Raw genomic sequence first — 12,335 nt, 5'->3', positions numbered from 1 at the left:
TTTATTACTTAATTTTTATTATATATTAGATTTTTTTTATTACTAATAATAAAATCCACTAACAACTAACAACCAACAACAAACAACTAACCACTAACAACTAACCACTAACAACTAACCACTAACAACTAACCACTACCTCTTACACATGAATGCCGAAGATCGAGTTATTGTGGCTTTAGATGTACCAGATGAACGCTCAGCAATAGATCTTGTTGAAAGACTCGAGCAAGTCAGTTTTTGGAAAGTAGGTCTGGAGTTGTTTACAAGCACGGGACCAAAAATTCTGGAACTGCTAAAATCTCGGCAAAAGCGTATTTTCCTGGATTTAAAATTTCATGACATCCCCAACACTGTTGCAGGTGCTTGTCGTGCGGCATCTCGTTATGGTGTGGATTTATTGACAATTCATACTATATCTGGTAAAGAGGCTCTTAAAGCTGCAACTGAAGCGGTACAAGTGGGGGCATCATCGGCAGGTGTAAAACCGCCAAAGTTAATTGCCATTACACTGCTGACAAGTATTTCTTCCAGACAATTGGCATTTGATTTAAAAATTCCTTTAGAATTACCAGAGTATGTTCTTGAGATGTTGTTAATGGCTCAAGAGATGGGCTTGGATGGAGCCGTGTGTTCACCTCAAGAAGTTGCACAACTGCGACAAACTTGTGGAAAAGATTTTTTGCTCGTTTGTCCGGGGGTACGCCCAACTTGGGCAGAAGCAAAAGATCAGGCGCGATCGCTTACCCCATCACAAGCACTTAAAGCAGGAGCTGATTATCTTGTGGTTGGACGTCCCATTACTGCATCTGACAATCCAGAATTAGCTTGGAAAAAAATTTGCGAGGAGTTGGCAATCGTCTCATGAAGTCAAAAGTCAAATTGAAAAATTATGGCTTTTGGTTTCTTTGCTGTGGCTTCTGGCTGGTGTCTCTCTCGTTCCCAGGCTCAGCCTGGGAACGCATCCCTAGAGGCAGAGCCTCTAGTTCTCAAGTGAAACATAAAGAAATCATATTAGGGGATGTGAGGCAGAGCCTCACTATAGGCATTCCCAGGCTCAGCCTGGGAACGAGGATAAAAACGAGGACGAAAGGGATTGCTCAGCCGAGCTTGGGTATGAGCAGAATAGTTGTAGCAGCAAAGAAGGATTTTTGCTCAAATCAAAACTTAGAAGCGTTAATAACACAAATGTTGCGTGATTTACCTAGCTATGCCAATCGCGCTTCTCAACGTTCCCGTCGCCTCAGTAGGAAAAATGAGGCTTTCAGTTATATAGTCGTTGCAGGAAAACCTGAGTTTGAACCACTACCTCTTAACCCTAGTGAATATACAAGAGATTCACTGAGAACTAAATCAGAGGGAGTAGAGCAAGTCTTTTTTACAACTTTAGAGCGCCAGTACATAAATGGAAAAGCAATTCAATTGCAGGAATTTCACTGGCTGTTTTTAACAAAAGCAAAAGACAGTTGGCTGTTTGTGATGATGTTTTCTCAAATTGGTTCTTATCCAAAAAATCAGCCACCCACACCGCCAAGGGATAGCAGTAATGGTGTTATTGCTCAAGGGATTAGCAATTGGTTACGCGATTGTAGAGCAGAAAGCGTGCGGGTGCGTTAGCTGTTATTCCGAATTTCATCAAACTTGGTACGTATTGCTTGTATATCTTGCCACATCAACCACTTTGGGCTACCGACTTCACGGCTTTGGTTACGCAACAAGTAGGAGGGGTGAAAAATTGGCATACACAAACGCCCATCCCATTCCATCCATTTACCGCGAATTTGGGTAATACCTCGCTTGTCTCCAATTACACCTTTGACAGCAGTCGCACCTGTCAAAAGTATGATTTTTGGATCGACAAGGCGAATTTGCTCCATGAGATAGGGTTTACAAGCTTCCATCTCTTCTGTAGTTGGAACGCGATTGCTTGGTGGTCGGCACTTATTTACGTTACAAATATACACATCTTTCTCAGTATCTAACTTCACTGAGGAAAGAATTTTCTCTAGTAATTGTCCTGCTTTACCAACAAATGGTAAACCTGTTTCGTCTTCGTTTTGACCTGGTGCTTCTCCCACAACCATGATGAGTGCTTTCAAGTTGCCTCGTCCCACAACTGCATGGGTACGGCTGTCCCCTAAATCACAACGGTGACACTGGTTGCAATGTTGTGCAATTTCAGTTACATTGGCATAGATTCCACGAGGAATTGGTATTTTAACACTTGTGGGAATTAACTCTTTTTGGTCAAAGTTAGACTGCTCAAAGTCTGATTCCCCAAAGAGGCTAAGTTGTTCGCTACTCATGAAGATGGAAATATCTGGTTTGTTCGGGTGCAAGCTGCTATGAATAAACAGACTTTGCAACTCGGATTTTGTTTAGGTGATTTGTTACTTACTAACATACTATCGTATCCATACACTCGAGCAAAAATCAGTCATTATATAAAGCAACGGCGTTTTCATCTGCTGGGCAAGAATCATGCCACAAAATCCACTTTTTGCCGATCGCACTCAAGCTGGTGAAAAACTAGCGCAGGCAATTCAGAATATTTTGACCCAGCAAACTCTTGACTCTGGGGTGAAGCCAAGAACAATAGTTTATGCTTTACCACGTGGGGGAATACCAATTGCTTTTCCAGTTGCACGTCTGTTGGGTTGTCCCCTAACGATAGAAGTGGCAAAAAAAATTAGCCATCCAGAAAATCCTGAGTTGGCGATTGGTGCAGTCACTGCTTCGGGTATTGTTCTTTGGGAGGAGCAAGGGTTCTATCGGAAAATTCAACCTTCGCAGTTGAAAGAAGTTGCTTTAAACTCTGCGATCGAACAAGCTCAATTTCTTCAAGTTCAACTAGGTTTTGCCTGTCCCCAAGTCGATGCTAAGGGTGCTACGCTTATTTTGGTTGATGATGGTATTGCTACAGGTATGACAATGGCAGTAGCCGCAAAGTCTTTGAGAGAACTAAATCCCGCAGAAATTTGGCTTTGTTCCCCAGTTGCACCTCTAAAATTGCTACCTTGGCTGCATCAGTGGGGCGATCGCTTAATTGTCTTGGCAACACCAAAAAATTTCTTGAGCGTTAGCCATTTTTACTCGGAATTTCCGCAAGTAAAAACACAAGAAGTCCTAGAATTATTAAAAATTATAAAGAATGATGAGAATTCATAATGGCTCATTCATAATGATTCTGGTATTTCATTGCCTGGGCATAGTCACCCAAAGCATAACAAGCCGTTTTTAGACTGTTAAGGGTTTGTTCTTCGCTACGGCGATCGCTCAGAACTCTTGCAATGTCCAAACGTTGTTCGTAATACGTAATGGCTTTAGCATAATCACCCAAAGCTTCACAAGCAACTCCCAAACTCCCCAACGACTGTTCTTCACTGCGTTTGTCGTTAATGTGTCTTGCGAGTTGCAAACGTTCTTCATAATAAACAATAGCTCTGGCATAGTCCCCTATTGCATAACAAGCATTACCCAAATTTTTTAACACTTGTGCTGCACTGCGGCGATTGTTGAGGGAATACGCAATTCTAACACACTGTTCGTAGTAAGCGATCGCTTTGCCATAGTCTCCCAAAGCATACCAAGCATTGCCGAGATTTTTCAAGACTTGCTCTTCTCCCCAGTGATCCTGTAGTTCCCGTACAATTTCTAGACTTTGCTGCTTGAGTTCGATAGCTTGTGGCAGGTTACCCAATGCTTTATAAACCAATCCCAAATTATTTAGCCCTGCTACCTCACTGCGCTTGTCTTGTAATTTTTGGGCTATTTTCAAACACTCTTGGAGACACTCCATGGCTTTGTGATTGTCCCCTAAGTGGCGGTGTGCGTTACCCGAATGAGAGTACGCCTGCATATGTATCCGCAAATCAGCCACATCCTTTCCTAAAGTCAAACATTGTTGGGAGTAGGAAATCGCACTTTTGTAGTCTCCCAAGGTATAAGCTATCAATCCCAAACAAGAAAGCACCTGTGCTTGTTTTTCACCATCTCCAACTGCCTGAAAAAGTGCTAAAGATTCTTGTAAAGATTTCATGGCTACAGGCAAATCACCAGCTTGTTGCTGTTGAATTCCTTGACGCAAAAGTCTGTTGGCTTCCAAAGAATGGTCATCTTGCGCCTGTGGAAGCAATACTTCCTCTTGTGAATTTTGGCTAACATCCTGAGTCATTGTCTCAGATTTCCTTGCTTTTAGGTACGCTGCAGGTGGTTGCAAGGGAACCGTGTTTTTTGAGCTAAGATTCCATCCGCCTTTCCACATCGACCGTTCTCTGTTAATGGTGATAATACATTTAGTCTTCCCAAAATTAACCTGCATCTTTACATCAAGTGAAAATCACTTGACCACTAACCACCAACCACCAACTCACTGTCACGCAATATTTCTCGAACTTCCATTAAGATTTTTCCTAACATATTTTTCCCGCTACCGTCCGCACCGCAACCCCAGTAGTAATCGATAGGCGAATTCTCAACAAGTTCTGCATCCCCTGTGGACAGCAAAATTTCTTTAATATCAGCATGAGTTTGAAACTTACGCAGTACTGCTTTCTTCATGATTCCGTCTTTCACTTGTTCCCAATCTGGACGCAAAGGACGGTTCCTATCCCGTCCCATTCTCGCAGCATCTTTAGGTGTTTTTACTAGACGTATCTGTTCTACATGAGGTGTACCTACGAACTTTTGTGCTTGAAAGTAATGTTCGCTTGTATACCAATAAAGACCGTCTAATTCAAAACCATGATCTGAAAAATTAGAAAAACAGCCGTATTTTTCACGAGTGTTGTAAAAGTAAATAGTCATAAGTATTTTTTTGATATGTATTATAAACTACTTTTGTGGAACTGACCAAGCTTAACAGCTAGCCGCAAAAAAAATTTGCGATCGCAAATGCAAAGCATGGAACAGAAGAACATAAGATTAAAGAACGATGGCTGTTTAATGCCTAATTATGATTTACTGCCTCAATCCCAGTTGTGACAAGCCTTTGAATCCAGATGGTGCTGAATTCTGCCAAAATTGTGAGGCAAAACTGATATCGCTGTTGCGAAATCGGTATCACATTCTCCAGCCGTTGGGGGGTGGAGGATTTGGCAGAACTTTTCTGGCAGAAGATGAAGATAAACTCAAAGAACACTGTGTTGTCAAGCAACTAGCACCACAAGTCCAAGGAACCAGCGCTTTGCAAAAAGCAACTGAACTGTTTCAAGAAGAAGCGCGGCGCTTGCAACAGTTAGGAGAACACCCACAAATTCCAACTTTGTATGCTTACTTTAGGCAGGAGAACTATTTATACCTAGTACAGCAGTTTATTGAAGGGCAAACTTTACGGCAGGAATTAAATCGGCATGGGCTTTTCCCTGAAGAAAAGATTTGGGAAGTGTTAGGTGAATTACTACACATTCTCAAATTTATCCACGAACATCAAGTCATTCACCGAGACATTAAACCAGAAAACATTATCCGTCGTCTTTCTCAAAGAGGAAAAAGAGATTTAGTACTTATCGATTTTGGAGTTGCCAAACAGTTAACAGAAACTTCTTTAGAAAAAGCTGGAACAACAATTGGTTCCTACGGTTATGCGCCTATAGAACAAATGAAATATGGCTCTGCATATCCAGCTAGTGATTTGTTTAGTTTGGGTGTTACGTGCTTTTATTTACTAACTGGAGTTAACCCATCGCAATTGTATGTTGAAGACGGATATAATTGGGTGGTGAACTGGCAAAAAAATCTCAATTTTTCTATATCCCTGCAACTAGAAAGGGTAATAGATAAACTGCTACAAAAACAATTAGAAACCCGCTACAAATCAGCAGATGAAGTCTTACAAGATTGGTCTAATCAACTAAAATCAGAAACAGAGCCAAAAGATGTTGCAGTTACTTTAATATCAACAAAAAATATTCAAACAAAAAATATTCACAATTCCTCTGTTTACCCCAGGACAATTATTCAACCAAAAAGACTGCTTAAAAAACAACAATTAATAGGAGTAACTGTTCTAATTATAATGAGTTTAGGAGGAGTTGTTTATTGGCAGATGGAGGGTTATACGCCAACCTTAAATGGGCATTTAGGCGAAGTCAATTCTCTTGCTATCAACTTAAATATTACAAATTTTACTTCTAAGAAAAATGTGAAAGGCTTAATAGTTAGTGGTAGTGATGACAAGAGTATCAAAATCTGGGACTTAAAAAATAAAAAAGAAATCCGCACGTTAAAAGGGCATAAAGAATTGGTTTACTCTGTTGCGCTGAGTGCCGATGGCCAAACTCTTGCTAGTGGAGGCAAAGACAACACAATCAGAATCTGGAATTTAAATACGGGGCAGGAAATTCGCACGTTGGTGGGACATTCTAGTTATGTTAATTCTGTTGCTATGAGTGCAGATAGTCAAATTCTTGCTAGTGGTAGCTATGACAAAACAATTAAGATTTGGAATTTAAAGACAGGTCAAGAAATTAACACTCTCAAAGGACATGAAGGAGAGGTTTTGTCTGTTGCTATTAGCCCAGATGGTTTAACTCTTGCCAGTGGTGGTACAGATAGAACAGTTAAAATTTGGAATTTAAAAACAGGGCAATTATTACGAACTTTGACCGGACATTTAGGGGACGTAAATGCCGTTGCTATCAGTCCCAATCAAAAGATTGTCGTTAGTGTTAGCGATGACAAAACCGTTAAAATATGGAATTTAAATACAGGGCGAGAATTACGTCCTCCTTTAACAGGTCATGCAGCTGATGTGAACGCTATTGCATTTAGCCCTAATAGTGAGAAAATTGCGACAGCAAGTGATGACACAACCGTAAAGCTCTGGAATTTGGGCACGGGACAAGAAATAAAAACATTCAAAGGTCATTCGCAAGAAGTTTTTGCCGTTGTTTTTAGTAGTGACGGTAAAAGTATAATCAGTGGTAGTAAAGATAAAACAATTAAGATTTGGCAAGTTCCTTAAACTAGATGTCGCTCGACCCTACCTACTGATGTTGTTTATGTTGACTTTTATTAAAAAACATTGATTTCCAAAGCTTTTATTCAAGAACAAGGTAATGGACGGCTCCGCTTTGAGAGGTTTTATGTCTTTGACGGTTGAAGACTTGGTAAGAATACAGCAACAGCATCCCGACTATCGCATGGAATTAGTCAAGGGAAATATCATTGTTATGAGTCCATCAGGATATGAGTCAGATGAAATTGCAGCAGGGATGATTGCTCAGTTATATAACTGGGTAACACCTCGCAAACTGGGGCGAGTAACTGCTTCGAGTGCTGGTTTTAGGTTACCAAACTTAAACTTACGCGCACCTGATGCTTCATTTGTCAAGGCAGAACGATTGCCTCGCAGCCCAAGATCTTATGCTCCATTAGCTCCAGATTTAACAGTTGAGGTTAAGTCACCTACTGATGACATAGAGGAACTGAGGGCAAAGATTAGAGAATTTCTTGCACTGGGAACTAGTGTAGGAATTTTAATTAATCCAGATGAACGGGTTGTTGAAGTTTACTATCCCGAACAAGAAGCGATCGTACTTCGAGATGGTGATGTTCTAACAGTGCCCGAACTTTTGCCGGGATGGGAAGTCAAGGTTTCAGATTTATGGACACCAGAGTTTGAATGAACAGTCCAACCTATGGCGTTCAATACGTATCTTTTAATACTAAAATATAAGACCCACACTATAAAGGCTCATCCTTAAAAAGAATGAGCCTTGACGTTGGTAGTATTGCACCTTGCCGTTCTTATCAAACAATTTTCCAAACCTGCAAAGGTTTTGCAACAACTATAAATTAGTAGTTGAACACCAATGCTAATAAATTCACTAGTATATATTCGCATTAAGAAGTAGGTAGATAACCATCAGTATCCGTTAACTTAGCGACAGGCAAAATGGCTTCGTTGTCGCTGTCTGCACTTTGAGGAGAAAAATGCTTATCCATAAGTGCGGGAACTTGTGCAGCTTGAATCCGGCTGTAACGAGTTTTGTCTGGCATCACTAAGTTTGGTCCTGCTTTGCAATTTTTCATGCAACCCGTTCCTTTAATTGTTACTTCTGATTCCAAACCACGCGCACTCACAGATGCTTCGATCGCTTGGCAAAGCTGTTTACCACCTCGTTTCATGCAGTCAGATTTTTGACACACCAATATAGTGGCTTTTTTTGTCCTCACTTCATGAGAAGAGGACATGGGGACATCAGCACGTGGAGACTTAGAAAAAGAAGAAGACAAGGAAATTGTTTCTTCCCTTGTCCCCTTACCCCCTTGTTCCCTTGTCTCAACTTGAGCTGCCATCACTTGGTAAGCTTTGAGCTTGACTTCACCTGTTTTCAAATCGTGCTTTTTCTCACCCAAGACTTGCAGCCAAGTCCCCTTTTGTAACCGCCAGTCAAAAGCAACGCGTAAGTGTTTAGCTAGTTTAACGTAGCATTCGCCCTCAGAAGTTTCTAGCAGCAAGCCTTTGAGCTTGTATCCATCTTTAATAACGAAATCGAGAAACCGTCCCTCTAGGCGGAATTCCGAAACTTCTGTCATGTGACATTTCCCCATCTTTTTACCTCTCTTCAACAAAGACTTTAATTTCAGCATGGTACTTATTACCAGTAGTTTCCGCGACTATGACTGCCGATAGCGAATTTGCCAACACTTTTTTAGAGTTGAAACTAACTCTTGACGTGAGGCTGTAGATTGCCGCACAACGCTCCAAATTTGAATGACAGCCATGATATTGCTAATGTCAACTTTCAATGGCTGGTTCGTCTCACACCAACAAGGAATGTCTAACTCCCGCAAACGATGATATATCTGCCATCGGTCTGCCCAATTGACCTCTATATTGTACTTTTCCTCATGTGGTTGCGAAGTTAATGGTTTCAAGACAATCCCCCTAAATATGCAATAGTTTTGCAGTAACTACTACGCTTTCGCTGCCATCATTTTCTGATATTGGAAGCAAAGCTTTATTCATTAGAATAACCTAAGTGCAAACTTTTCTCAGTAATTTTTGAAAAAAAATGAGAGATGTCTTGAAAATAGGGGATTGGGGATTGGGAATTGGGCATTGGGGTATGAGTTATTCTCCCTTGTCTCCCTTGTCCCCTTGCTCACTGTCTCTATATCATTTTTTCTTGATAATGTCAGTGTTCTATATTACATTTTTCTACTAAGATAAAAATATACGAGATGCATTGAGCATTCTTTAAATAAAAAGGTCAAAATTCTTTGATGGGGATAGGGCTTGCTATTATTTTTAAAATGTTAATATATAGAGACCAAAGCAGTTAAAAACTGCGACTGCCATAAAGCGAGGAAAACCATGTCTGAAACGCAAACTGTGTTACGAAATTTTGGTCATGTTTATGACAATCCTGTCCTCCTGGACAAAAGTGTAACTGAGCCAGTTTGTGAAGGGTTTAATGTCCTGTTAGCCAGTTTCCAAGCACTGTACTTGCAGTACCAAAAGCATCATTTTGTAGTTGAAGGCGCAGAATTTTACTCGCTGCACGAGTTCTTCAACGAAAGCTACGGTGAAGCGCAAGAACACGTCCATGATATTGGAGAACGTTTGGATGGACTGGGTGGAGTGCCAGTTGCAACCTTTAGCAAATTAGCGGAATTGTGCTGCTTTGAGCCTGAAGCTGATGGCGTCTTCTCTAGCCGTCAAATGGTAGAAAATGACCTGAAGGCAGAGCAGGCAATTATCGGTGTTCTACGCCGCCAAGCCGCACAGGCTGAGAGTTTGGGCGATCGCGCTACACGGTATTTGTACGAAAAAATCTTGTTAAAAACTGAAGAAAGAGCTTACCACCTGGCTCACTTCCTAGCTAAGGATAGCTTAACCTTAGGTTTTGTTCAACCCGCTCAAAATTAAAGCATGCATAATATAGAGCTATCTAACACAAGACTTAAAAAAGCTGCAAATACTCGCTCTTAAACAAGTACAAGAAATGGCAGAGAGGTAAATTTTAATCCTCTCTGCCATTTTTCATGAAAATCCACAAAAAAACATAATATTTAATCTCAAAAAAGATTCATTAAGCCAGTTAGTAATTATTCTTATTTAGAAGGTTTCACAATGTTAAGAAAAGCCTAAATTCTTGTAGAAGATATCCTTCAAAAAAAACTTCTCTGCTTTTGAGAAAAATCTTCAGTGTAAATGCAAACAAATTGCAAAAAGTTATTTGTCATTTGTCATTTGTCATTTGTCTTTCTTTCCTCACTTCCAGCCCCCAACGCCCAATGCCCTAGTCCCCAGTCCCCAATGTCCCATGCCCATTAGCCACCATCTGTCATAAAACCTACAAAAAGCGGCAAAATAAAAATCTGTAAGACCCTTACAATGATCAAGACTTATATTCTCTGTACTTGAAGGCAACAACTATGCCCCGCCGTGACGACATCAGGAAGATTCTGCTGCTAGGGTCTGGTCCCATCGTAATTGGACAAGCTAGCGAGTTTGACTACTCTGGTACCCAAGCTTGTAAAGCGTTACGAGAAGAAGGTTACGAAGTGGTGTTGGTTAATTCCAATCCTGCTACGATCATGACCGATCCAGAAACAGCCGATCGCACGTACATCGAACCCCTCACACCAGAGTTGGTGGAAAAAGTCATCGCCTCTGAACGCCCAGAGGCAATTCTACCAACGATGGGAGGACAAACTGCCCTAAATATTGCTGTGGCGTTGGCAAAAAATGGCGTGTTGGAAAGATACGGCGTTGAGTTAATCGGTGCCAAACTACCAGCTATTGAGAAAGCCGAAGATAGAAAACTGTTCAACGAAGCAATGGAAAAAATAGGGGTAAAGGTATGCCCTAGCGGGACAGCTTCAACTTTGGAAGAAGCCAAAGCAGTTGCCAAAAAAATTGGTACATATCCCCTGATTATTCGTCCTGCATTTACCTTAGGTGGTACGGGGGGCGGTATTGCTTACAATGAAGAAGAATTTGCAGAAATGGCACAATTCGGGATTGATGCCAGCCCAGTTTCACAAATTCTGATCGACCAGTCCCTACTTGGCTGGAAAGAATACGAATTGGAAGTCATGCGCGACTTGGCAGATAATGTTGTGATTATCTGTTCCATCGAAAACCTCGATCCGATGGGTATCCATACAGGCGATTCCATCACTGTTGCCCCAGCCCAAACCCTGACTGATAAGGAATACCAACGCCTGCGGGATATGGCAATTAAAATCATCCGTGAAATTGGAGTAGAAACGGGTGGTTCCAACATTCAATTTGCTATCAATCCTATCAATGGGGATGTCGTTATTATTGAGATGAATCCCCGTGTTTCCCGTAGTTCGGCCTTGGCTTCTAAAGCAACGGGTTTCCCCATCGCTAAAATGGCTGCAAAGTTGGCTGTGGGTTACACCTTAGACGAAATCAATAACGATATCACCAAGAAAACACCAGCCTCTTTTGAGCCAACAATTGATTACGTAGTCACAAAAATTCCACGTTTCGCCTTTGAAAAGTTTCCCGGCGCTGAGGCAGTACTGACAACACAAATGAAGTCAGTCGGAGAAGCAATGGCAATTGGGCGAACTTTTAATGAATCTTTTCAAAAAGCCCTACGTTCCCTAGAAACCGGACGTGCGGGTTGGGGTTGTGACATGAAAGAAAAATTGCCCAGTGGCGAACAAATTCGCGCCCATCTCCGGACACCAAACCCCGAACGCATTTTTGCCCTGCGTCATGCCATGCTTTTGGGTATGGCTCTTGAAGAAATCTACGAGTTAACGGGAATTGACCCCTGGTTCCTCGATAAAATGCAGGAATTGCTGGAGGTAGAAAAATTCCTCAAACGAACACCATTGCAGCAATTGACACAAGAGCAAATGTTTGAGGTGAAGCGACAGGGCTTTAGCGATCGCCAAATTGCCTACGCTACTAAAACAACAGAAGAAGAGGTGCGTACATACCGCAAACAACTAGGCGTGATTCCAGTTTATAAGACAGTAGACACTTGTGCTGCTGAATTTGAAGCATTTACCCCATACCATTACTCTACCTACGAAGAAGAAACTGAAGTAGCCCACACAACCAAACCCAAAGTTATGATTTTGGGCGGAGGTCCCAACCGCATCGGACAGGGTATCGAGTTTGACTACTGTTGCTGTCACGCTGCCTTTGCCTTAAAAGACGCTCTTTACGAAACAATCATGGTTAACTCCAACCCAGAAACCGTTTCTACTGATTACGATACAAGCGATCGCCTTTACTTTGAGCCACTGACAAGAGAAGATGTACTTAACATTATTGAGGCAGAAAACCCTGTTGGGGTGATTGTACAGTTTGGCGGTCAAACACCGTTAAAGTTATCAGT

12 protein-coding genes are annotated in these 12,335 nt (G+C 41.4%); 7 read left to right on the top strand and 5 right to left on the bottom strand.

Annotated elements, in window-relative coordinates:
* The first annotated feature begins 148 nt into the window (after positions 1–148).
* Together pyrF and F7734_RS57630 are read left to right on the top strand one after the other, a co-directional pair.
* Entirely contained in the window at positions 149–868 is a 720-nt protein-coding gene (gene pyrF, locus F7734_RS57635; protein ID WP_155753111.1) for an orotidine-5'-phosphate decarboxylase, read from the top strand.
* A 248-nt stretch (positions 869–1,116) separates the two neighbouring features.
* The gene (locus tag F7734_RS57630; protein ID WP_243147613.1) at positions 1,117–1,617 is read left to right on the top strand and encodes a hypothetical protein; all 501 of its coding nucleotides are present in this window, start codon (positions 1,117–1,119) and stop codon (positions 1,615–1,617) included.
* On the opposite strand, the gene F7734_RS57625 is transcribed toward F7734_RS57630, so the two are convergent.
* On the bottom strand, positions 1,614–2,306 hold the full coding sequence (locus F7734_RS57625) for a uracil-DNA glycosylase (protein ID WP_155753113.1): 693 nt from the start codon (positions 2,304–2,306) through the stop codon (positions 1,614–1,616). The genes F7734_RS57630 and F7734_RS57625 overlap by 4 nt on opposite strands.
* Positions 2,307–2,481: 175 nt before the next feature.
* Here F7734_RS57625 and F7734_RS57620 point away from each other — a divergent pair, with 175 nt between their 5' ends.
* Complete coding sequence (locus F7734_RS57620; RefSeq protein WP_155753110.1) at positions 2,482–3,168, top strand: phosphoribosyltransferase family protein; 687 nt, start codon at positions 2,482–2,484, stop codon at positions 3,166–3,168.
* Positions 3,169–3,172: 4 nt separating this feature from the next.
* Here F7734_RS57620 and F7734_RS57615 read toward each other — a convergent pair whose 3' ends face one another.
* Together F7734_RS57615 and F7734_RS57610 are read right to left on the bottom strand one after the other, a co-directional pair.
* Positions 3,173–4,264: a tetratricopeptide repeat protein gene (locus F7734_RS57615; protein ID WP_155753109.1), complete on the bottom strand. Its 1,092-nt coding sequence runs from the start codon at positions 4,262–4,264 to the stop codon at positions 3,173–3,175.
* 86 nt (positions 4,265–4,350) lie between these two features.
* Positions 4,351–4,806 carry an NADAR family protein gene (locus F7734_RS57610; RefSeq protein WP_155753108.1) on the bottom strand — a complete coding sequence of 152 codons (456 nt, stop codon included), beginning with the start codon at positions 4,804–4,806 and terminating at the stop codon, positions 4,351–4,353.
* Between the two features lie 148 nt (positions 4,807–4,954).
* On the opposite strand from F7734_RS57610, the gene F7734_RS57605 reads away from it, so the two are divergent.
* A complete protein-coding gene (locus F7734_RS57605; protein WP_155753107.1) occupies positions 4,955–6,964 on the top strand; it encodes a serine/threonine-protein kinase in 2,010 nt (669 codons plus the stop codon).
* A gap of 121 nt (positions 6,965–7,085) precedes the next feature.
* Positions 7,086–7,628 (top strand): Uma2 family endonuclease, encoded by a 543-nt coding sequence (locus F7734_RS57600; protein ID WP_155753106.1) that lies wholly within the window; start codon positions 7,086–7,088, stop codon positions 7,626–7,628.
* A 217-nt stretch (positions 7,629–7,845) separates the two neighbouring features.
* Here the strand turns inward: F7734_RS57600 and F7734_RS57595 are convergent, their stop codons facing one another.
* A complete protein-coding gene (locus F7734_RS57595; RefSeq protein WP_155753112.1) occupies positions 7,846–8,556 on the bottom strand; it encodes a (2Fe-2S) ferredoxin domain-containing protein in 711 nt (236 codons plus the stop codon).
* A gap of 66 nt (positions 8,557–8,622) precedes the next feature.
* Positions 8,623–8,883 carry an Asr1405/Asl0597 family protein gene (locus tag F7734_RS57590; protein WP_155753105.1) on the bottom strand — a complete coding sequence of 87 codons (261 nt, stop codon included), beginning with the start codon at positions 8,881–8,883 and terminating at the stop codon, positions 8,623–8,625.
* A 439-nt stretch (positions 8,884–9,322) separates the two neighbouring features.
* On the opposite strand from F7734_RS57590, the gene F7734_RS57585 reads away from it, so the two are divergent.
* Complete coding sequence (locus F7734_RS57585; RefSeq protein WP_155753104.1) at positions 9,323–9,877, top strand: Dps family protein; 555 nt, start codon at positions 9,323–9,325, stop codon at positions 9,875–9,877.
* Positions 9,878–10,386: 509 nt separating this feature from the next.
* The coding region (gene carB / locus F7734_RS57580) for a carbamoyl-phosphate synthase large subunit (RefSeq protein WP_155753103.1) at positions 10,387–12,335 on the top strand (1,949 nt) is incomplete at its 3' end.

It is taken from the genome of Scytonema sp. UIC 10036, from assembly GCF_009725235.1.
Note: the sequence above shows the minus strand (reverse complement) of the source record. Positions and strands in the feature narration are given on the sequence as shown.

Excerpts from the sequence above, each read along its gene's own strand:
- F7734_RS57630 (WP_243147613.1), top strand. The coding sequence starts at position 1,117 with ATGAGCAGAATAGTTGTAGCAGCAAAGAAGGATTTTTGCTCAAATCAA.
- F7734_RS57595 (WP_155753112.1), bottom strand. The coding sequence starts at position 8,556 with ATGGGGAAATGTCACATGACAGAAGTTTCGGAATTCCGCCTAGAGGGA.
- pyrF (WP_155753111.1), top strand. The coding sequence starts at position 149 with ATGAATGCCGAAGATCGAGTTATTGTGGCTTTAGATGTACCAGATGAA.
- F7734_RS57605 (WP_155753107.1), top strand. The coding sequence starts at position 4,955 with ATGATTTACTGCCTCAATCCCAGTTGTGACAAGCCTTTGAATCCAGAT.
- F7734_RS57585 (WP_155753104.1), top strand. The coding sequence starts at position 9,323 with ATGTCTGAAACGCAAACTGTGTTACGAAATTTTGGTCATGTTTATGAC.
- F7734_RS57620 (WP_155753110.1), top strand. The coding sequence starts at position 2,482 with ATGCCACAAAATCCACTTTTTGCCGATCGCACTCAAGCTGGTGAAAAA.
- F7734_RS57615 (WP_155753109.1), bottom strand. The coding sequence starts at position 4,264 with ATGTGGAAAGGCGGATGGAATCTTAGCTCAAAAAACACGGTTCCCTTG.
- F7734_RS57625 (WP_155753113.1), bottom strand. The coding sequence starts at position 2,306 with ATGAGTAGCGAACAACTTAGCCTCTTTGGGGAATCAGACTTTGAGCAG.
- F7734_RS57600 (WP_155753106.1), top strand. The coding sequence starts at position 7,086 with ATGTCTTTGACGGTTGAAGACTTGGTAAGAATACAGCAACAGCATCCC.
- F7734_RS57610 (WP_155753108.1), bottom strand. The coding sequence starts at position 4,806 with ATGACTATTTACTTTTACAACACTCGTGAAAAATACGGCTGTTTTTCT.